Origin of the sequence: Nocardia aurantiaca (assembly GCF_009708175.1) — a bacterium.
Taxonomy (GTDB): Bacteria; Actinomycetota; Actinomycetes; order Mycobacteriales; family Mycobacteriaceae; genus Nocardia; species Nocardia aurantiaca.
Window position 1 is genome coordinate 204,811 of the sequence record NZ_WMBB01000009.1, and the last position, 20,624, is coordinate 225,434.

Annotated in this window: 21 protein-coding genes; 12 read left to right on the forward strand and 9 right to left on the reverse strand. The window is 67.8% G+C overall.

The genetic code is table 11. The features are described 5' to 3' along the window. Positions 1-22: 22 nt before the first annotated feature. Positions 23-613: a TetR/AcrR family transcriptional regulator gene (locus GLP40_RS20455; RefSeq protein ID WP_328290446.1), complete on the reverse strand. Its 591-nt coding sequence runs from the start codon at positions 611-613 to the stop codon at positions 23-25. 69 nt (positions 614-682) lie between these two features. Here GLP40_RS20455 and GLP40_RS20460 point away from each other — a divergent pair, with 69 nt between their 5' ends. Together GLP40_RS20460 and GLP40_RS20465 are read left to right on the forward strand one after the other, a co-directional pair. Beyond that, positions 683-1,507 (forward strand): class I SAM-dependent methyltransferase, encoded by an 825-nt coding sequence (locus GLP40_RS20460; RefSeq protein ID WP_154789557.1) that lies wholly within the window; start codon positions 683-685, stop codon positions 1,505-1,507. 224 nt (positions 1,508-1,731) lie between these two features. Further along, the gene (locus GLP40_RS20465; protein WP_328290447.1) at positions 1,732-2,607 is read left to right on the forward strand and encodes a class I SAM-dependent methyltransferase; all 876 of its coding nucleotides are present in this window, start codon (positions 1,732-1,734) and stop codon (positions 2,605-2,607) included. A gap of 6 nt (positions 2,608-2,613) precedes the next feature. On the opposite strand, the gene GLP40_RS20470 is transcribed toward GLP40_RS20465, so the two are convergent. The 6 genes from GLP40_RS20470 to mptB form a co-directional block, all read right to left on the reverse strand. Next, on the reverse strand, positions 2,614-3,000 hold the full coding sequence (locus GLP40_RS20470; RefSeq protein WP_154789559.1) for a hypothetical protein: 387 nt from the start codon (positions 2,998-3,000) through the stop codon (positions 2,614-2,616). Positions 3,001-3,200: 200 nt separating this feature from the next. Beyond that, complete coding sequence (locus GLP40_RS20475) at positions 3,201-4,355, reverse strand: serine hydrolase domain-containing protein (RefSeq protein WP_154789560.1); 1,155 nt, start codon at positions 4,353-4,355, stop codon at positions 3,201-3,203. Between the two features lie 455 nt (positions 4,356-4,810). Beyond that, positions 4,811-5,788: a COX15/CtaA family protein gene (locus GLP40_RS20480; RefSeq protein ID WP_328290448.1), complete on the reverse strand. Its 978-nt coding sequence runs from the start codon at positions 5,786-5,788 to the stop codon at positions 4,811-4,813. 110 nt (positions 5,789-5,898) lie between these two features. Further along, a complete protein-coding gene (locus GLP40_RS20485; RefSeq protein WP_154789561.1) occupies positions 5,899-6,681 on the reverse strand; it encodes an ABC transporter permease in 783 nt (260 codons plus the stop codon). Continuing rightward, on the reverse strand, positions 6,678-7,610 hold the full coding sequence (locus GLP40_RS20490; RefSeq protein WP_328290449.1) for an ABC transporter ATP-binding protein: 933 nt from the start codon (positions 7,608-7,610) through the stop codon (positions 6,678-6,680). The genes GLP40_RS20485 and GLP40_RS20490 overlap by 4 nt, the downstream gene beginning before the upstream one ends. Further along, entirely contained in the window at positions 7,607-9,289 is a 1,683-nt protein-coding gene (gene mptB / locus GLP40_RS20495) for a polyprenol phosphomannose-dependent alpha 1,6 mannosyltransferase MptB (RefSeq protein ID WP_328290450.1), read from the reverse strand. Before mptB ends, GLP40_RS20490 begins: the two co-directional genes overlap by 4 nt. Positions 9,290-9,451: 162 nt before the next feature. On the opposite strand from mptB, the gene GLP40_RS20500 reads away from it, so the two are divergent. The 7 genes from GLP40_RS20500 to GLP40_RS20530 all read left to right on the forward strand — a co-directional run bounded on the left by GLP40_RS20500 (position 9,452) and on the right by GLP40_RS20530 (position 14,983). Then, positions 9,452-11,605, forward strand: coding sequence for an MMPL family transporter (locus GLP40_RS20500; protein WP_154789562.1), 2,154 nt, complete (start codon positions 9,452-9,454; stop codon positions 11,603-11,605). 97 nt (positions 11,606-11,702) lie between these two features. Beyond that, entirely contained in the window at positions 11,703-11,972 is a 270-nt protein-coding gene (locus GLP40_RS20505) for a metal-sensitive transcriptional regulator (RefSeq protein ID WP_154789563.1), read from the forward strand. A gap of 21 nt (positions 11,973-11,993) precedes the next feature. After that, entirely contained in the window at positions 11,994-12,233 is a 240-nt protein-coding gene (locus GLP40_RS20510; RefSeq protein WP_154789564.1) for a YgaP family membrane protein, read from the forward strand. Next, a complete protein-coding gene (locus GLP40_RS20515) occupies positions 12,233-12,628 on the forward strand; it encodes a DUF302 domain-containing protein (protein ID WP_154789565.1) in 396 nt (131 codons plus the stop codon). The genes GLP40_RS20510 and GLP40_RS20515 overlap by 1 nt, the downstream gene beginning before the upstream one ends. A 59-nt stretch (positions 12,629-12,687) precedes the next feature. Next, positions 12,688-13,281, forward strand: coding sequence for a TetR/AcrR family transcriptional regulator (locus GLP40_RS20520; RefSeq protein WP_154789566.1), 594 nt, complete (start codon positions 12,688-12,690; stop codon positions 13,279-13,281). Positions 13,282-13,320: 39 nt separating this feature from the next. After that, positions 13,321-14,340 carry a zinc-dependent alcohol dehydrogenase gene (locus GLP40_RS20525; RefSeq protein WP_154789567.1) on the forward strand — a complete coding sequence of 340 codons (1,020 nt, stop codon included), beginning with the start codon at positions 13,321-13,323 and terminating at the stop codon, positions 14,338-14,340. A gap of 73 nt (positions 14,341-14,413) precedes the next feature. Further along, positions 14,414-14,983, forward strand: coding sequence for a peptide deformylase (locus tag GLP40_RS20530; RefSeq protein WP_154789568.1), 570 nt, complete (start codon positions 14,414-14,416; stop codon positions 14,981-14,983). Positions 14,984-14,993: 10 nt separating this feature from the next. On the opposite strand, the gene GLP40_RS20535 is transcribed toward GLP40_RS20530, so the two are convergent. Both GLP40_RS20535 and GLP40_RS20540 read right to left on the reverse strand, forming a co-directional pair. Then, a complete protein-coding gene (locus GLP40_RS20535) occupies positions 14,994-16,001 on the reverse strand; it encodes an LLM class flavin-dependent oxidoreductase (protein ID WP_154789569.1) in 1,008 nt (335 codons plus the stop codon). 128 nt (positions 16,002-16,129) lie between these two features. After that, entirely contained in the window at positions 16,130-16,957 is an 828-nt protein-coding gene (locus GLP40_RS20540) for an NAD(P)H-binding protein (protein ID WP_328290451.1), read from the reverse strand. Between the two features lie 146 nt (positions 16,958-17,103). Between GLP40_RS20540 and GLP40_RS20545 the strand changes: the two genes are divergently transcribed. From GLP40_RS20545 to sufD, 3 genes are read left to right on the forward strand one after another with little or no spacing between them, the layout of a single operon-like run. Beyond that, positions 17,104-17,946 carry a helix-turn-helix transcriptional regulator gene (locus GLP40_RS20545; protein ID WP_154789570.1) on the forward strand — a complete coding sequence of 281 codons (843 nt, stop codon included), beginning with the start codon at positions 17,104-17,106 and terminating at the stop codon, positions 17,944-17,946. After that, the gene (gene sufB / locus GLP40_RS20550; RefSeq protein ID WP_154789571.1) at positions 17,943-19,403 is read left to right on the forward strand and encodes a Fe-S cluster assembly protein SufB; all 1,461 of its coding nucleotides are present in this window, start codon (positions 17,943-17,945) and stop codon (positions 19,401-19,403) included. The genes GLP40_RS20545 and sufB overlap by 4 nt, the downstream gene beginning before the upstream one ends. Beyond that, the gene (sufD, locus tag GLP40_RS20555) at positions 19,403-20,581 is read left to right on the forward strand and encodes a Fe-S cluster assembly protein SufD (protein ID WP_154789572.1); all 1,179 of its coding nucleotides are present in this window, start codon (positions 19,403-19,405) and stop codon (positions 20,579-20,581) included. The genes sufB and sufD overlap by 1 nt, the downstream gene beginning before the upstream one ends. Positions 20,582-20,624 lie beyond the last annotated feature (43 nt).

The following is a 20,624-nucleotide window of genomic DNA, read 5'->3' on the forward strand; positions in this document are numbered from 1 at the left end:
ATCGCCCTGCCGCATTGGTGTTTCAGGCTGTCAACGCACCACTCAGCATCGCGGTCACCATGTCGCGCAGGTCGGCGGTCTCGGGTCGCGCCGCGGTGCGGTCGGCGAAGAGCAGGTGTCCCGATCCGATCAGCATCCGAGCCAGCAGGTCCGGGTCGGACGTGGCTGCCAGACGGCCGATTTCGATCTCCGCGGCCAGGTAGCCGGCGATGAGTCCGGTGGCCTCGGTCAGGATCGGGATGCCCGCCGCGCGCCGCTGCCGTAGCCGAACGCGCAGTTCGTCGCGATAGGTCACCAGGCTGACGATGGCCACCGCCACCGTCTCGAAAACGCCGGTCAGCGCCTCGGCGAGGTTGTCGGTCACCGTGGCGTGCCCGGCATTGTCGCGGAGGGCCGCGCCGAGCCGCTCGACTCGGACGATCCGATTCTCGACCAGTTCGGTGAGGAACTCGTCGAAGTCGGCGAAATGCCGGTGCAGCACGCCCTTCGCGCATCCCGCCTCGGCGGTGACCGATCGGCTCGTCAGCCCGCTCGGCCCGTCCCGCAACAGAATCCGCTCGGCCGCGTCGAACAATTGCTCCCGTACATCCCTGATGGCGACCCCGGTGGGCACCTGTACTCCTTCGCGCCGGTCGGGCCCACGCCATTGCGGAGTGGGCAAGTGCCCACTTAGAGTGGGCGCATGGTCACTCTACCGCCCCCAGAGTCCGAATCCGCTGACCAGAGCCCGCATCGTCACCGCCGGGTCGCCGAATCGTTCGGCGTCGATGCGCAACGGTACGACCGCACCCGCCCGCCCTATCCCGCCGCCATGATCGAGCGGATCCTCGACGCCACGCCCGGCAGGGACGTGCTCGATGTCGGCTGCGGCACGGGCATCGAGGCCCGCCAGTTCCGCGATGCCGGATGCACGGTCCTCGGCGTCGAACCCGATGCGCGCATGGCCGATTTCGCACGCGCCACCGGCATCGAGGTCGAGCCCGGCACCTTCGAGGACTGGGACCCGGCCGGCCGCACCTTCGATGCCGTCATCGCCGGAACCGCCTGGCACTGGGTCGATCCCGGCAGGGGCGCGGTCCGAGCAGCGCAGGTCCTGCGCCCCCGCGGCAGGATCGCCGTCTTCTGGCACGTCGCCCAATTCTCGCCCGCCGCGACCGCGGCTTTCGCCGAGGTCTACCGCGGTATCCTGCTCGATTCACCGCTGACAGGCGTGGCCGACCGCCCGGCGCTGGAGGGCTATCAGCCGATTCTCGCCATGGCGGCCAATGGAATCCGCCAATCCGGTGCTTTCACCGAACCGGAACAATGGCGATTCGACTGGCAGCACATCTACACCCGTGCGGACTGGCTCGACCAGATCCCCACCCACGGCAGTCTCACCCAGCTCCCGCCGGAGACACTCGCCGCCGTCCTCGACGGCATCGGCGCGGCCATCGACGACCTGGGCGGCACCCTCGCCGTTTCCTACGCCACGGTGGTGGTCACCGCGTCCCGTGCCGTCAGCTGATCCGGGATAGTTCGTGCGGGTTGGTGATCGAGTGAATCGTCTGGATCCGGTTGCCACACTGAGCGGTTCGCCGCGAGTGCTGACGGGGGAGAGGCTGATCCGCTTCGAAATCCCGCGTATCCAATAGCGATTCGACAATCACTTGGTCGACAGCCCGCTGTGGCGCGAATCCCGGACCGACTCTGCGGCGGATGAGCTGTGGCCGCGGCGTTGATAATGAACCCGTGACCGAGCGTGCAGCGAGCCGGACAGCGGTCCTGGTCTGCCAGGGCCGCGCCGTGGCGGACGGGCGAATGGCCATCGGGCGGTTTTCCGACCCGGTGGCTTTCGAGCTCTTGGCCGACATTGAGCGTGCGTTGGTCGATCTCGTGCGCGCGGGCGCGGCGCCGAAGGGCTTCGGTGCGCGCTTGGAATACGAATTGCTTTCCGCCACTTCGGAAGTGCTCGCGGCTCGCACGGTCGCCATCGACGAGGCGGTGCGGGAGAGCGCGAACCCGCAGCTGGTGATTCTCGGCGCCGGACTGGACGCCCGCGCCTGGCACATGCCCGAATTGGCGGGAATCGCCGTGTTCGAGGTGGATCATCCGGCGTCACAGGCCGAGAAGCGCGCCCGGCTCGGGGAGCGCGCGCCCATAGCCGAGGTCCGCTTCGTCCCGGTCGATTTCGGCAAGGACGCGCTCGGAGCCGCTCTCACGGGGGCGCGTCACTACGAAAAGCGACCCACCACCTGGATCTGGGAGGGCGTCGTCCCCTATCTGACGCCCGCCGAGGTCGCCGAGACCGTCAGCGAGGTGGCCGAGCGCAGCGCCCCCGGCAGCCGCCTGATCATCACCTACCCGACCCCCAATCGGGTGTACCAGTACGGCCGCAAGGCCATGGAGTTGATGCTGTCCCTGTCCGGCCGCGCCGCCAATCCCATGGCCCGCGAACCCCAGCGCTCCAGCTGGACCCCCGACGCGATGGCCGCGCTGCTGTCGGAGCACGGATTCGCCGTCAGCTCGGACCGCGACCTGCAAGCCGTCGCGGTCGACGCCGGCATCGAGGGCACACGCACCTCCCTGCGCGCCGACGGCCACATCGTCGTCGCCGACCGCGGCTGAACCCGCTCAGTTCAGGGTGACCACCCACGAGCCGTTGCAGCCCCGGTTGGTGACGCGGCCCGGATCGTAGTTCCACACCGCCTGCAGGTCCGAGTCCTTCTGAATGTTGAACTCACCCGTCGGCGACTGCACGGGGTCACCGTTGTAGAGCAGCAGACTCAGGTCGTTCGGGTAGATCGTCCACGACCCGTTGTACCCCGCCGGATAGTTCAAGCTCACCGTGGTCGTGCGGCCGGCATGGTTCTGCACCACGATGCACGCGTTCGGATGATTGACCTGCGCCTGGGCCGGCGCGGCCGCCAGCACCATGGCCGCCACCCCGACCGCCGTCACGGCCACCGGCGCCGCAACCTTCGCCACCAACCCGCGTTCGCCGCTGGGAACGTTCCGCATGATGCCTGCCTCCGTCTGAATTCCATTGCCTGAATGGCTGTTTGGATGAAACGAAGCTATCCACCGCATCCAGCGGGTTCCTTATGAAATCCTTGTGGCCGCCGCCCGCCGATCACCGTCCTCCTCCATCGGGTCGGCGGCAATCCGCACCAGTCGTTCCCCGTACCTCGAACAGTGAGGGTGCGGGCTCGGCCGGGGGCTCAGTCCGCCGCGCAGAGGGCGGTGTCGAACGCGTTCTGCAGGGAAGCGGTGACGGTGGGATCCGAGGAACGGAGGTTGGCGATGAGGGTAACGGCGCGCCCGTCGGGGGTTACGGCATCGAAGGTGCGGAAGCCGGGGATGGAACCGCCATGACCCCAGACCTGGATGCCGCAGCGGGCGGTGGTGGTTGTCAGACCCAGGCCGTACGAGTAGCCCGGGCGGTTGGTGAGCGGTTGGGGGTCGGAGCGCATGGCAGCGAGTTGGGTTGGGGGAAGCAGCTTTCCGGTGAAGAGGGCGGTGAAGAAGCGATTCGCGTCGTGCCCGGTCGAGATCAGCTCGCCGGCGCTGCCCGCCCAGGATGGATCGAAGCGGGTGAGGTCGACGGGCTTTCCGCCGACCAACTCGTAGCCCTGGGGGTGTGGAGCGCGGATGTCGGTGTCCCCGGCGGCCGGGAAGTAGGTATCGCGCAGATTCAGAGGGTCGAGGATCCGGCGGGTGACCTCCTCGGCAACAGGGTGGCCGGTCACGCGTTCCACGACCATGCCGACGATGAGGTAGTTGGTATTGCTGTATTCGGCTTTCGTGCCGGGCTCGAAACGCGCGGGTAGGGCCATGGCGCGGCGTACCAGGTCGGCGGCGTCGAAATGCTTGGTGAGCAGATCGCCGGAATCATCCTGCAGCTCGGGCAATTCCAGATATTCGGGAAGACCGCTGGTGTGCTGCATGAGGTTTCGGATGGTGATCCGGTTCCCGTCGATGCCCACACCCTGGACGACACCGGGCAGGAAGCGTTCGATGGGTGCGTCCAGATCCACGGAGCCCTCCGCGTCGAGCTGCATCATGACCGTCGCGATGAATGCCTTGGTATTGCTGCCGACTCGCACATGCGCGCCCGCCGGGAAAGCCGCACGGGTGGCGACATCGCCGACGCCGGAGGTCGTGGTCCACTCCCGATCGCGCTCCGTGACGACAACCTGGACTCCGGGAACCCCTGCTGTGACCACGGCGTCCAACCCCTGTTGGACCTCCGCTCGAGCACCGGCCGACAGTGGCCCGGACGGCTGCCCCGCCGGATGATCACCGCACGCCGTCATCGCGCAGACCATGCCGACCACTAGTGCGACAGGCGCGATCTGATGTGCCAGGGTTCCCACTGGGCTTCCCTTCCATTACGTAGTCGCGGCTGCGCGTACGAAACGCGGTGCTACGCACTCGAATTCGAACGCTTCGCCGCGGGCCCGATTACGGGATCGTAGTCCGCACGTCGAAATCCGGGCATCCGCCTCCGTGCCCATTCGCGGTAATCCCTCAGGTGCATGGCTGGTCAGGGAAAACCCGGGGTTCGGCAGAGAGATTCGGCGGCTTCGGAAAGCGCGTGGGCGCTGCCGCGGCCGACGTCGGGCCAGCATTGGGGCGCGGGGCGGGAGCTCGGCCAGGCGACAGGGTCGAAGCCGAATTCGCGACCATAGGCGGGGAGCCTCCGGTCGCGCTTCATGGCGGAATGCGCCACTACCGCGCTCTGTTCCAGCTGGGCGTCGTCGAGAAGGCCGGTCACATGGGACATCCTGCCGGGTACAGATGACGCGGGATGCGGAACCGGCACTCGTGATTATGCGGCGGCTTTGTCCGCGGGCGCCGCGGTGGCGGCCGGGAGTGGTTCGCGGGTGCGCATGGCGGCCCACAACGCGGCGGTGGCTGCGGTGCAGGCGGCCGCTCCGCCGACGTGGAAGGCGACGAGGGCGGCGGGGACGTGGGTGAAGTACTGGACGATGCCGATCAGGGACTGGGCGCAGACCAGGGCGATGACGAGGATCAGACGATTGCGGATGGTCTTGTTCATGCCGACGGCGGCCAGGCCGCACGCAAGACCGACCAACAGCGCCAGATAGGCGACGAGGAGTTCGGCGTGAAGGTGGACCAGGGTGACGATCTCGACCTGGAGGCGTTCGACCGGCTTCGCGGCGCTCTTGTCCCCGGCGTGCGGACCGGCTCCGGTGACAAGGGTGCCGGCGATGAGCGTCGCGGTCAGCGCCAGACCGCTCAGGGCGGTCAGCAGGCGGAGCGGCTTGGGTGCCCGAACCGTGTCGATACCCTCGTCGGGCTCGCCGACCGCGGCCCACAGCAGGGTCGCCAGCCACACCATCAACATGGAGGCCAGCAGGTGCACCGCGACGGTCCACCAGAGCAGTCCGGTGCGGACGGTGATGCCGCCGATCACCGCCTGCAGGACGGTGCCGCCGGGCATGAGCCAGGCGTAGACGAGGACTTCGCGGCGCCGCCGCGCCCGGGTGACCGCGAGCACGATCGCGGCGGCGGCCAGCGTCACCACGAAAGTCAGCATGCGGTTGCTGAATTCGACCATCTGGTGCACCACGGGAACCTCGGCCACGGCGGTAGGCACGAAACTGCCGGGGAAGCACTGCGGCCAGGTGGGGCAGCCCAGGCCCGAGGCGGTGACGCGGACGACCGCGCCGGTCACCGAGATTCCGGCCTGGGACAGGATGACCAGGAAGGCGATGAGTCGCTGCACCCGCAGGGAAGGCATCGGGAGCAGGTCGGCAAGTCGCTGGAAGGCGCGAGACAGCACGCACCGATGGTAGCGGGGCCGCGTTTCGCCCCGTCAACCGCCCTACTACAACGTGTCGTTAAACACCCGTGCGGGCGCGAACTTTCGAGGTGACCGCGGCCCGGAAGGCGTCAGTCGAACTTGAAGAACCGCGTCGCCAGCCATCCGGCGAGACCGCCCCAGCCCGCCAGCACCGCCAGGCCGTACCAGTCGATGCTGGTGCGCATCGCCTGCTCCAGGCACTCCGACAGCGCACCGGAGGGAATGATCCGCGCGATCAGGCTCACCGCATGCGGCAGATCGTCGGACATGAACACCAGGCTCGCGGTTCCGAGCATGACGAACCAGAGGATATTGGCCAGCGCCAGCACGACCTCGGCCTTGAGCGTCCCGCCCAGCAGCAGTCCCAGCGCCGCGAAGGTCGCGGTCCCGAGCGCGATCACCACCGCACCCAGCAGCAGCCCGCTCAGTGGCGGCCGCCACCCGAGCGCGAACCCGATGGCCCCCAACAGGATCGACTGCAGCACCACCACGATCAGCACCGCCGAGCACTTGCCCGCCACGATGCCCCACCGCGGCAGGGGAGTCGCCCCGAGCCGCTTCAACGCTCCGTACCGCCGATCGAACCCGACGGCAATGGCCTGCCCCGTGAACGCGGTCGACATGATCGCCACCATCATCACCGCGGGCACGACCCGATCGACCCGGTGCTCGCCCAGCTCGCTGACCGGCAATAGCGTCAACCCGATCAGCAGCGTGATCGGAATGAACATGGTGAGCAGCAGCTGTTCCCCGTTGCGCAGCAACAGGATCAGCTCCATGCGCGTCTGCGCCGCCAGCATCTTGGCGCGCGTGGTGGGCTGCGGCGCGGGGGAGAAGGTGCCCGCCGCGAAACGGTTCACGGTCTCGGTCATCCGCGCAGCTCCCGCCCGGTCAGTTCGAGGAACACGTCTTCCAGTCGGCGCTGGTCGATGCGAATGTCGGTGGGCAGCACGTCGATTCGCGCGCACCACGCGGTCACGGTGGCCAGCACCTGCGGGGTGATATCGCCCTGCAGCAGATAGGACCCGGGCGCGGTCTCGCGCGGTGTGAACCCTTCCGGCAGCGCCGCTTCCAGCAGTGACAGGTCCAGCTTGGGCGGCGCGGTGAACGCCAGCCGCCCCTCGGCCCCGTGCGAGGTGACCTCGGCGGGCGTGCCCTGCGCGACCACCCGCCCGTGATCGATGATGACCAGCTGATCGGCCAGCTGCTCGGCCTCGTCCATCATGTGGGTGGTGAGCAGCACGCTGACACCGTCGCGCCGCAGCGCGTCGATGAGCTCCCACACCAGATGCCGCGCCTGCGCGTCCAGTCCGGCGGTCGGCTCGTCGAGGAACACGATCTCCGGACGCCCGACCAATGCGCACGCCAGCGCGAGCCGCTGCTGCTGCCCGCCCGACAGCCGCCGATAGGGCGTCCGCCGAGCGTCCTTCAGTCCCAGCGTGTCCAGCAGCCAGACCGGGTCCAGGGGGTTCGCCGAATAGGAGGCGACGAGATCGAGCATCTCTCCGGCCTTCGACCCGGGATACGCGCCGCCGCCCTGCAGCATCACGCCGATGCGCGGTCGCAGCTGATCGGAGTCGGCGATCGGGTCCATGCCCAGCACACGCACGATTCCGGCGTCGGGAGTCACGAAGCCCTCGCACATTTCGGTGGTGGTGGTCTTGCCGGCGCCATTGGGTCCGAGCAGGGCCAGCACCTGTGCGCGTTCGATATCGAAGCTGATGCCGTCGACCGCGGTGGTCTCGCCGTAGCGTTTCACGACGCCGTCGACGCGTACGGCGGGTCCGGAAGCTGCGGTCACGATGAGACACCGTAAGGCGTGGGCTGCTGTGACGGAGCCGACACCCCCGGCTGATTGCGCCACGGCAGCATATTTCGAGTCAGGAAGATCAGTGACAGGCCCACGACCACGGTGGCGATGGCGGATTCCACGATCTGGAAGACGTAGAAGTCCGCGCCGCGCGGCATGACCATCACCGAGACCACCACCGACAGCACCACGGCGGGCACCCGGAAGGCGGGCCGGTTGGCCCACGCCGCGAGAGGCACGATCGCCCACAGCAGGTACCAGGGTTGCACGACCGGGAACAGCAGCACGATCGCGCCGAGCGAAACACCCAGCGCCCCGATCGCATTCAAGCGTCCGGTCCAGGTGGCGATGAGCATGCGCACGGTCACGAAGCCCGCCACGATCTCCGCGATGGGCCGGGTGATATCGAGCAGGGCGGTGGTGTGGTCGCCGAGTCCGAGCAGCACGCCGCCGAATCCGGTGATGATCCCGACGGCCGTCGGCAGGGAGAGGTAGCTGCGCACGGTGGTGGCGGTGCCGACGGTATTGACCCAGCCGAATCCGAGGCCGCTGGTGAAGCTCACGAACAGCGTCGTGACCACGGCTATGGCGCCGAGTGTGCCCCCGGCGACGAGTATCGGTTTGAGCCCGCGCCCCCACCGCCGCGCCAGAGCCATGCCGACGAATCCGAGGCTCACCAGCGAGATGATCTTCACCGACGAGGACAGCGTGATCAGCACGGTGCCGAAAACCAGCAGCGCCCAAGCCCTTTGATCGAAGTGCGGGGCATCGTCGATGGCGCGCAGGCAGAATTCCAGGCCCGCCAGCATGAGCCCGAGCATGAGCGCGTCATTGTGTACCCCGCCCACCAGGTGGAACAGCACAAGGGGGTTGGCCGCGCCCAGCCACAGCGCGCTCACCGGCGCGACTCCGCAGCGCCGTGACAGTCGTGGCAGCGCCCACACCATCAACGCCACACCCGCCAGCGCCAGCATCCGATGCAGCCACACCCCGAGCACGATGTTGTCGCCGGTGATCTGCGCGATGCCGCGTCCCATCCACAGGAACAGCGGCCCGTAGGGCGCGGAGGTGGACCGCCAGATATTGGGCACGTTGTTGGTGAGCACATTGTTGAGCCCGAGCCCGTCCACCGGTCCGACCGCATACGGGTCCAGTCCCCGGGCCGCGATTTCGCTCTGCGCCAGATACGAATACACGTCGTTGCTGAACATCGGTGGCGCGACGCTGAGCGGGATGATCCAGAGCAGCAGCGTCCGATCCATCTGCGAGCGGCTGAGCCGGTGGCGCGGATGCCCGCCCCACCCTCCGACGGCGAAGCGGCCCAGCAGCAGCCACGCCATGATCACCAGGACGGTGCCGATCATGCACATGGCCAGGGTCGAGGTGCCGGCGCGTGCGAAGAACCCGAACACCCGCATGCCGGAGGTCGGATTCTGGTGCACCGGTTGCGCGCCGACGCCCAGCGCCGACACCGCCATGATCACGGCGCCGGTCGCGCCGAGCAGCCGGATCCGCATCAACTGCAGGGTTTCGCGCCGGTCCAGGCCGGGCCGTTCGGCGTCCACGCTGTGCAGGACGGCGACGGTGTGATCGGCGGCGGGGACGTCCAGGCCCAGTGCCCGGCGTCCGGTGTCGATGACTCTGCGCCGCGCGCCCTCCACTACTGCCACAACGGAGAAGCCTAGTCCGACGGGGCGCGCGCAATGCCGATCCCATGGTCCCGGACCCGGCGCGCCGGTGCGCTGTGTGGTTGCGGGAGGTGCGACTTGACCCTCCATATACCCCTGGGGGTATAGTCTCGATATACCCCAGGGGGTATGGAAGGAAGTAATATGCGAAGTCCTACAGTCGGCGTCGCCGACACTTCACAGATCACGGCCGCCCCCGGCGGTCTGCTGGGCCGCCTCGGCGGTCTGATGGCCGACCGCGCCCGCTGGGTGTTCGGCTTCTGGCTGATCGTCGCGATCGCCCTCGGTGCGGCCGCGCCCTCGGTCTTCGATTCGCTCGCCGGAGCCGGATGGCAGGCCAATGGATCGGAATCGGTGCAAACCAGGGAAGTCGCGCAGGCGCACTTCGGCGGCAACTCGGCGGCCGCGGTGCAGGTGGTGATCCACTCCGGCACGGTCACCATGGACAGCCCGCGGACGCAGCGGTTGATCACTGATATCAGTGGAATCCTGCAGCAGGACAACAGGTTCGGCGCCATTGTCGCGCCGGTGCCCGGTCAGACCGTCAGCCGCGACGGCCATACCGGCATCCTGCTGGCGGGAGCCAATGCCAGCACCGACGACATGGTTGCCGCGGTCACCGATATCGGGCCCAAACTGAAGGCCCTCTCGACCGACGGATTCGAGATCTATCCGACCGGCGCCTCAGCGCTGTGGAGCGACTTCAACAAGGCCAATCACGAGGCCATGATGAAGGCCGAAATGTTCTCCTGGCCGGTCACTCTGGCGATCATGGTGCTGGCCTTCGGCTCGCTGGTCGCGGCGGGGTTGCCGTTGCTGTTGACACTGACCGGCCTGGTCGCCTCGGCGGGCGGGCTGGTGCTCCTCAACCACCTCACGCCGATCTCGGTGTGGGCCATGAACTTCGCGATGATGTTCGCGCTCGCGCTCGGCATCGATTACGCGCTGTTCCTGGTCTCGCGCTTCCGTGACGCCATGCGGAAATCCGGCGACGCGCGCGCGGCGGTCGCCGAGACCATGGATACCGCGGGCAAGGCCGTACTGTTGTCGGGCCTGACGGTGCTGATCTCCTTGTCGGCGGTGCTCATCGTCCCGGCCCCGGCGGTGCGGACCATGGCGGTGGGCATCATGTTCGCCGTGTCGTTCGTGTTGTTGTCCACGCTGACACTGCTGCCCGCGACTCTCGGGAAACTGGGCCGCAAGGTCGACGCGGTCTCGCTACCGCACGTGGCACGCCAGCCGCATCGTTCGCCGCGTTTCGCGGCCTGGGGTGAGCTGCAGCAGCGGCGGCCGTGGCCGTTCGCCATCGCCGCCCTGGCGGTGCTGATCGGCCTGTCGATCCCGGTGTTCGGTCTGAAGGTGGCCATGCCCTCGATCTCGGTGGTGCCCGAGGACGCGGCGGTGCGGCAGGGCTACGAGCTGGTGCAGCGCGAATTCGGCACGGGTGCACCGGGCATGGTGCAGATCGTCGCGCCCGCCCCGGTGGGCGAACAGGCCGCCGCGGTGGCACGAGCCACCGAGGGCATCGCCATGGTCACTCCGCCGCAGGCCGCCCCGGACGGCAGCGGATGGGTGATGATGCAGGCCATGCCGAAGGTCGACCCATCGGATCCTTCGATGGGCACGATTCTCGACACCCTGCGCCACGATCTGCCCGAGGGCGCACTCGCCGGTGGGGCGGCAGCGGAGAACCTGGATTTGCAGGCCGCGCTGAACCACTATCTGCCGATCATCGTGGGCGTCATCCTGGCGCTGGGCTTCCTGCTGTTGCTGGTCGCGCTGCAGGCTCCGCTGATCGCGGTGCTCGGGACCGTGGTGAGCCTGCTGTCCACCGCGGCCGCGTTCGGTGTGGCCAAGCTGGTGTTCCAGGACGGCCATGGCGCCGGCCTGCTCGGCTTCACCCCGCAGGGCTTCCTCGATGGCTGGGGTCCGGTGTTCTTCTTCGCCATGATCTTCGCGATCGCGATGGACTACACGGTCTTCCTCCTGGCCACGGCGAAGGAGCACTACGAGCGCTCGGGTGATCCGTCGGTGGCGCACGTCGACGGCGTCGCGCATTCGGGCCGGGTGATAGCGGCCGCGGCGGCGGTCATGGTGGCGGTGTTCTTCACCTTCGCCCTGGCCGATCCGCTGCCGCCGAAGGAGATGGGCATCATTCTCGGTGTGGCCGTGCTGCTCGATGCGGTGTTGATCCGGCTGATCCTGCTGCCGGTGCTACTGCGCCTGACCGGGCATGCCGCCTGGTGGTCGCCGCGCTGGCTGCGCAAGGTGCTACCCGACATCAGCTTCGCGCACTGACAGGTGGGGGTCGTGGGAGCGGGTGAGCCCTCTCTCACGACCCTTTCATACCCCCAGGGGTATGCTGGAAGTCATCGGACTCAGGGAAGGAATCCACATGATCGGCGACGAAGACAGCATCGCACTGGTCCTCAACCGGCTGCGCCGCGCGCACGGACAGCTCGCGGGCGTCATCTCCATGATCGAGCAGGGTCGCGACTGCAAGGACGTGGTCACCCAGCTCGCGGCGGTCTCCAGTGCCCTGGACCGCGCCGGATTCAAGATCGTGGCCACCGGTCTGCGCGACTGCCTGACCGGTGAGCGGGGCGAGAACTCCGAGCCGATGACGGTCGAGGAACTGGAAAAACTCTTCCTGGCGCTGGCCTAGCGCCGGGAGCGAAAGGAATTCATGACGACCGCGATCCGCCGCTGGTCCATCGACCGCCTCGTGCCGGTCCTGGCCGGCACGATGGTGCTGCTCAGCCTCGCGCTGATGCTCGCGTTCTCACCCTGGTGGCTGCTGCTGACCGCCTTCGTGGCGGCCAACCTGTTGCTCTACGGGTTCGCCGGCTGGTGTCCGGTGACCCTGCTCCTGCAAAGGCTGGGTGTGCCCCGAACCGGCTGCCCCGCAACGGAAAGGAATCAGTGATGACCCTCGCCCTGTCGACCACCCTGCACACCGATTTCGCCGACGCGGTCGAACGCACCCGGAAGGCGCTGTCCGAGCAGGGCTTCGGAGTGCTGACCGAGATCGATGTGGCCGCGACGATGAAGCAGAAGCTGGACGCGGACATGGAGGACTATCTCATTCTCGGGGCCTGCAATCCGCCGCTGGCCCATGCCGCGCTCGACGTGGACCGCCAGATCGGGCTGCTGCTGCCGTGCAATGTGGTTGTGCGCAAGGATCGTTCGACAGCCGACACGGTGATCGTCGAGGCCATGGATCCGGAGCTGATGGTGCAGGTCGCGGGCGATCCCGCGCTGAAGGAGGTCGCCGATTCGGCCGCGACCAGGCTGCGCGCGGCCATCGCGGCGCTCGGTTGATTCACCGCCCGAAAGCGATTCGCCCTGCCGCTGTCGTACCCGGCTCATACTCTGGATGAATGGTGTCCGATTCGAAACGGCGAATCGAGGTCGCCGCGGCGGGGCTGCTCGCCCGCCACGGCTACCACGGATTCGGGTTGAAGAAGCTGAGCGAGGCGGCGGGTCTGCCGTATGGGTCGATCTACCACCACTTCCCGGGCGGCAAGGAGGAGATTGCGGTCTCGGCCATCACTGGCACGGGCGTACTCGTCGGCCGCATGATCCGGCAGGCCCCGGGCGATGTGTTCGGCACGGCGGCAACGCTGTTCGATTTCATGGCCACCAAATTGGCCGAGACCGACTGGACCGACGGCTGTCCGGTCGGCACACCCGCTCTCGACGGCGGCAGCGATGTCGAAGCCGTGCGCGCCGCGTGCGTATCGGCCTTCGACGCCATGACGCACGGATTCGCCGATATGCTCACCGAGCTGGGCCTGGCTCCGGGGGAGGCGCGGGACCTGGCCACCACTGTGGTCGCGGCCTATGAGGGGGCGACCATCCTGGCACGGGTGCGACGCACTGACGAACCATTGCACACGGTATCCACGGCCATGGCCCGCCTGATCAGCCTGAGTCTCGCGGAAGTCGCTGCCGCCGAGGTGAATTCATCCTAGGGTCTTGACTAGAAAGAACGTTCTAGCGACGATCGTGCAATGAAGCGACTCATGCTCGACGGACCGAACGCACTGCATTGGGAAGACGCCGAGGAGCCCACCCTCGACGCCCCTGACCAGGCCCTGGTCCGCCCCAATGCCGTGGCCACCTGCGATATCGACCCGGCCATCCTGCAGGGCCGATTCCCCCTCGCGGGCCCGTACCCCTTCGGCCACGAAGGCGTGGCGGAGGTCGTGGCCGTCGGCGACGAGGTCACCACTGTCCGCCCCGGTGACGCCGTGGTCGTCCCTTTTCAAATCTCTTGCGGCGCCTGCGATTCCTGCCGCCGCGGCCACACCGGCGGATGCACCGCGCACCCGTTCATGTCCAGCTTCGGCCTCGGCCGGATGGGCGGGCTGACCTGGGGCGGCCTGTGGTCGGATCTGGTTCGCATCCCGCACGCCGACGCCATGCTGGTCCCCCTCCCAGTCGGCGTGAATCCGGCCGCGGTGGCCAGTGCCAGCGACAATATCGCCGACGCCTACCGATCCGTCGCCCCGCAGCTGGCCGGCCGCGCCGGCGCGGAAGTCCTCGTCCTGAGCGGTCCGTCCGCACCGTCCATCGGCCTGTACGCGGCAGGTCTGGCGGTGGCCCTGGGCTCGGCCCGCGCCGTCTACCTCGACACCGACCCTGAAAGGCTCGCCATCGCGGCAAAACTCGGCGCGGAGGCCATCGAGGGCAAGCCGACCGAGCGGGTCGGTCGTTTCCCGGTCACCGTCGAGGCCGCGGGCGGCTCCAAGGCTCTGGTGGCCGCCATCCGCGCCACCGCCAATGACGGCTTCTGCACGAGTGTCAGCGTCCAGACCCAGGACATCGCTCTGCCCATGCTCGAAATGTATTCGCGCTGCTGCACCTTCCACACCGGCCGCGCCCACGCCCGCCCCTCGATCCCGCACATCCTGGATCTGGTGGCCGCCGGGCGCTTCGATCCCAGCCTCGTGACCACCCGCACCGTGGCGTGGGAGGATTCGATCGATGCCCTGCTCGAGGCTCCGGTCAAACTCGTCGCCACGCGCTGAAGCCGGGCACCGAGAGCCAATGCTCCACCACCCCGATGGAAACCATCCGGCCTGCTTCTGGAAGAAATAGGGCATGGCTGTTCGACCGATTCTGATCGCCGGTGACCCCAGACTGTCCACCCCGGCGGTGCCCGTCACCGAATTCGACGCGGAGCTGGCCGCTTTCGTCGAGGACCTGTTCGAGACCAACACCGCGGCCCGGGGCGCGGGTCTGGCCGCCAACCAGATCGGTGATCCCCGTGCGGTTTTCGTCTACGACCTGGTGAATGCCGAGGGCCGCCAGCGCGGTTACGTCGTCAATCCCGTCATCGAGACCTCCGAGATCCCCGAAACCATGCCCGATCCGGACAAGGACGCCGAGGGCTGCCTGTCGGTGCCGGGGGAGCGGTTCCCCACCGGCCGTGCCGACTGGGCCAAGGTCACCGGCGTCGACATTCACGATCAGCCGGTCACGGTCGAGGGCACCGGCTATCTGGCCCGCTGCCTACAGCATGAGACCGATCACCTGCGCGGCCACCTCTACCTGGACCGTCTCATCGGCCGCAATCAGCGCGCCGCCAAGAAGATGATCAGGGCCAATGGCTGGACCGAGGCAGGCCGGTCCTGGCTACCCGGTCAGGACGCCGACCCGTTCCACGACTAGCGAATCAGTCTCAGCGCGAGATCGATTCACGCGCGGCCAGGGCCGCGCCGGTCAGCTCGACCGACCGCACGCGGTCCTCGATGCGCTGGGCGTGGTGCGCGGTGATGAGCTCGTCGGCCTGGATGTCGGCCGCGAAATCCGCCAGGTACGCAACGACTTCGGCGGGCGTGCCGACGGCGGTGTACGTGGTCATCTTGGCCAGGTGGCGGCCATTGGGCGAGGCCAGGAAGGCGTCGATCTCCTCGTCGGAGAAGTCCATGCCCGCCGCGCCGCGTTTGATGAACGCCCGGGTGCGCGCCCGGTAGGAGATGGTCTTCTGCTCCTCGGCCTGGGCGCGGTCCTCGGCCGCGAACACATTGACCCCGGCCATGACGTACGGCTCGGCCAGCTGCTCGGAAGGCTGGAAGCGATTGCGGTATTCACCGACGGCCTGGTGCAGGGCGTCGGGCGCGAAATGCGACGCGAAGGCGTAGGGCAGGCCGAGATGCGCCGCCAACTGCGCGCCGAACAGCGACGAGCCCAGAATATAGAGCGGCACAAGGCCTTCCGCCCGCGGAACGGCCTGGATGCCCGGAATCCGCGAATGGCCACTGAGGTACCCCTGCAACTCCAGCACGTCCTGCGGGAAGGTGTCCGCCGAGGACGGATTACGGCGCAGCGCCCGCATGGTCTCCTGATCGCTGCCCGGCGCGCGACCCAGCCCGAGGTCGATGCGGCCCGGATACAGCGATTCGAGGGTGCCGAACTGCTCGGCGATCACCAGCGGTGAATGGTTGGGCAACATGATGCCCCCCGCGCCGAGCCGGATGGACTCGGTATTGGCGGCCACATAACCGATGAGCACGCTGGTCGCGCTGGAGGCGATCGACTTCATATTGTGGTGCTCGGCATACCAGACCCGGCGGTACCCACTGCGCTCCGCCGCCTGCGCCAGCGCGACGCTGTTGTGGAAGCTGTCGCGCGCGGTCTGCCCCGGCGCGATGGCCGCCAGGTCGAGGAGGGACAGTGCGATGGGCATGCTGGCACCGGCTTTCGTGGATGTCGTGGTCGGAACGGCAGGCGCTGTCGCACCCGCACCCAGTGACAATTCGATTGTCATCGAACTTATGCCCGGGTCCGCCGGGTCGCCACCGGGCGTCCGGTCGGCTACCGGAACATCTCCACATGCTCGGCGGCCCACTCCCGGACATTGCGGGCCGGGCGTCCGGTCAGGTCCGCGACGGTCGTGGTGACCAGGTCCGAGCGCGGCCGGAACTCGGCCATCGACAGCAGTGATTCGATCAATCGCGGGGACAGTCCGGCCGCGGTCATCGACTCCCGCGCCACGTCCAAGGGCAGCGCCTCGAACCGCAGCGGGCGGCCCAGCGCCGCGCCGATCGCCGCCACCTGGTCCGCGCGGCCGACCACTCGCGGTCCCGTCGCGAGGTATGTACGCCACGTGTGCGAATGATCGGTGAGCAGCCGTGCCGCGACCGCCGCGATATCGCCCTCATGCACCACCGCGGTCGGGGCGACCTCGGTCCCGCAGACTACGTCACCCGCGCGGATCTGCCCGGCCCAGCCCAGGGCGTTGGAGGCGATGGTGTCCGCGCGCAGCTTCGTCCACGGTAGTCCGGACGCCTCGATCAGCGCCTCCATCTCGGCGTGCAGTTGCGGAATCAGATCCGACTGGGGCCCTTGGTCATTCACCGTCGTGGAGGAGAGATACACGACGCGCTGAGTGTGCTCGCCGAGCACCTTCAGCACCTGCGTCGCGCCCTCGACGCCGTGGAACGGCCACACCAGGAATACCGAGTCGACCCCCTCCACGGCCGTTGTCAGCGACTCGGGCTGGGCCAGATCCCCGCGCACCACCTCGACCCCGCGCGGGAGGACGGCGGTCTCCGGATTTCGAGCCAGGGCTCGTGTCTCGACCCCTTCCGCGACCAGTTGGGCGGCCACCCGCCGTCCGACGTTTCCTGTCGCGCCTACCACGAGAACTCGTTTCACTCCTTCGAAAACCCGCCATGACCGGGCGGAATTTCCGAATTGCCGAGATGTCTATGGTGGCCCAGCTCACATCGCGATCCATCCTCCCAGGTCGCGAAGATCGGGTCAGGTGACCCTTACTGGAATGGGGGATGGAATTCCGTCACACTGATGTTGTGAAAACCGTGGGTTTGCGGAATGCGCAACAGACCGGGCACCAGCACGAGGGTGCCCGGTCCGTTGTCGTGCCCGGGCCGGCGGGCGAGGGACACACCCGGGAAGCCGTCATCAAGCTGCTGCTGGAGGAGGGCCCGATCACCGCGACCGCCATCGGCGAGCGGCTCGGCCTGAGCCCGGCGGGCGTGCGCCGACACCTGGACGCGCTCATCGAATCGGGCGAGGCCCGGGCGACGCGCTCCGCGCCGTGGCAGCAGAAGGGCCGCGGCCGTCCCGCCAAGCAGTTTCAGCTGACGGCCACCGGCCGTGGCCGCCTGGGGCACGCCTACGACGACCTCGCCGGGGCCGCCATGCGGCAGCTACGGGAGATCGGCGGCGATCAGGCCATCACCGATTTCGCGCGCAAGCGGGTACGGACCATCGTGTCCGGGGTCGGCGAGCTCGCCGCGCACACCCCGACCGAGACCGAGGCCAAGGCGGAGGAGATCGCGGAAGCGTTCAGCGACGCCGGATTCGCGGCCTCGACCCGGAAAGTTGGTGCGGGCGTGCAGATCTGCCAGCATCACTGCCCGGTCTCGCATGTCGCCGAGGAGTTTCCGGAGCTGTGCGCGGCCGAACTCGAAGCCTTCCGAGAGATTCTCGGTACCCATGTGCAGCGGCTGGCGACCATCGCCAACGGCGACTGCGCCTGCACCACGCACGTTCCGCTGGTCGCATTGCCTCCCAAAACGAATACCGCCCAAAAGAATTCCGCATCGACCCCCGTCGTGCAGCCCGCAACGACTTCTACTCATGACTCCGGAAGGAGTGCCGAATGACGACGACCGCCGCGGCGAGCCGCGAATCTGGTTCTGCCCATGTTCCGCCTCTCTCCCAGGAAGAGGCCATCGCCTCCCTGGGCACCTACGAGTACGGCTGGGCCGACAAGGATGTCGCCGGTGCCAGTGCCAAGCGGGGCCTGTCCGAGGAGGTCGTGCGCGACATCTCGGCCAAGAAGAACGAGCCCGAGTGGATGCTCGACTTCCGCCTCAAGGCACTGCGCATCTTCGACAAGAAGCCGATGCCGAGCTGGGGATCCAACCTCGAGGGCATCGACTTCGACAACATCAAGTACTTCGTGCGGTCCAGCGAGAAGCAGGCCGCGTCCTGGGAAGAGCTGCCCGAGGACATCAAGAACACCTACGACAAGCTGGGCATCCCGGAGGCGGAGAAGCAGCGCCTCGTCGCCGGTGTCGCCGCGCAGTACGAGTCCGAGGTGGTCTACCACTCCATCCGTGAGGACCTGGAGAAGCAGGGCGTCATCTTCCTCGACACCGACACCGGTCTCAAGGAGCACCCCGAGCTGTTCCAGAAGTACTTCGGCTCGGTCATCCCCTCGGGTGACAACAAGTTCTCCGCCCTGAATTCCGCGGTGTGGTCGGGTGGTTCGTTCATCTACGTGCCGCCGGGCGTGCACGTGGACATCCCGCTGCAGGCGTACTTCCGCATCAACACCGAGAACATGGGTCAGTTCGAGCGGACGCTGATCATCGTCGACGAGGACGCCTACGTCCACTACGTCGAGGGTTGTACCGCGCCGATCTACAGCTCGGACTCGCTGCACTCCGCGGTGGTCGAGATCGTCGTGAAGAAGGGCGGCCGCTGCCGCTACACCACCATCCAGAACTGGTCGAACAACGTCTACAACCTGGTGACCAAGCGCGCCAAGGCCGAGGCGGGCGCGACCATGGAGTGGGTCGACGGCAATATCGGCTCCAAGGTCACCATGAAGTACCCGGCCGTGTGGATGACCGGCGAGTACGCCAAGGGCGAGGTGCTCTCCATCGCGTTCGCCGGTGCCGGACAGCACCAGGACACCGGTGCGAAGATGCTGCACCTGGCGCCGCACACCTCCTCGACCATCATCTCCAAGTCGGTGGCCCGCGGTGGCGGTCGTGCCTCGTACCGCGGCCTGGTGCAGGTCAACAAGGGTTCGAACGGCTCGAAGTCGACCGTCAAGTGTGATGCGCTGCTGGTGGACAATATCTCTCGCTCCGACACCTATCCCTACGTCGACATCCGTGAGGACGACGTGACCATGGGCCACGAGGCCACCGTCTCCAAGGTGTCCGAGGACCAGCTGTTCTACCTCATGAGCCGCGGCCTCACCGAGGACGAGGCCATGGCCATGGTGGTGCGCGGCTTCGTGGAGCCCATCGCCAAGGAGCTCCCGATGGAGTACGCGCTGGAGCTCAACCGCCTGATCGAACTGCAGATGGAAGGAGCCGTCGGCTGATGACGGTCGAGAATGTTGCCGTTGCGGCCGAGGGTCGTGTCCCGGCGCTGAACAAGGGTGAGGTCTTCGCGTCATTCGACGTGAACGCTTTCGAGGTGCCGTCCGGGCACGACGAGGCGTGGCGCTTCACTCCGTTGCGTCGCCTGCGTGGTCTGCACGACGGCACCGCCGTGTGCGATGGCCAGGCGGTCGTCGAGGCGAACGGCGTCGAAGGCGTGACGGTGGAGACCGTCGGCCGCGACGACGCCCGCCTCGGCGTGGCCGGTACACCCACCGATCGCGTTGCCGCGCAGGCGTACTCGGGTTTCGAGCAGGCGACCATCGTGTCCGTCGGCGCGGAAACCGAAGTGGCCGAACCGGTCACCGTGACCGTTACCGGTCCGGGCGAGGCCAAGACCGCTTACGGGCACATTCAGATCCGCCTGGGCAACTTCGCCGTCGCGAACGTGATCATCGACCAGCGCGGCAGCGGAACCTACGCCGAGAACGTGGAATTCGTGCTCGGTGACTCCGCGCGCCTGAACGTGGTCGTCATCCAGGACTGGGCCGACGACGCCGTGCACGCCACCGCGCACCATGCGCTGCTGGGCCGCGACGCCACCCTGCGCCACACCAACATCACCCTCGGCGGTGACCTGGTGCGTCTGACCGCGACCGTCCGGTACGACGGTCCTGGTGGCGACGCCGAACTGCTGGGCCTGTACTTCGCCGATGACGGCCAGCACTTCGAGCAGCGCCTGCTGGTCGATCACGCTGTCCCGCACTGCAAGTCGAACGTCATGTACAAGGGTGCACTGCAGGGCGATCCGACCTCGTCCAAGCCCGACGCGCACACCGTGTGGGTGGGCGATGTGCTCATCCGCGCCGCGGCCGAGGGCACCGACACTTTCGAGCTCAACCGCAATCTGGTGCTCACCGATGGCGCGCGCGCCGACTCGGTGCCGAACCTGGAGATCGAGACCGGCGAGATCGTCGGGGCCGGACATGCCTCGGCCACCGGTCGTTTCGATGATGAGCAGCTGTTCTACCTGCGCTCGCGCGGTATTCCGGAGGATGCCGCCCGCCGTCTCGTCGTGCGTGGCTTCTTCTTCGAGATCATTCAGAAGATCGCGGTCCCCGAGGTCCGGGAGCGGCTCGAGGCTGCCATCGAGGCCGAGCTCGCCGCTGTCGGCGCCTAGCGGCGGCCGTTGCCGGATCACACAGGCATTACTTCCCACCCGC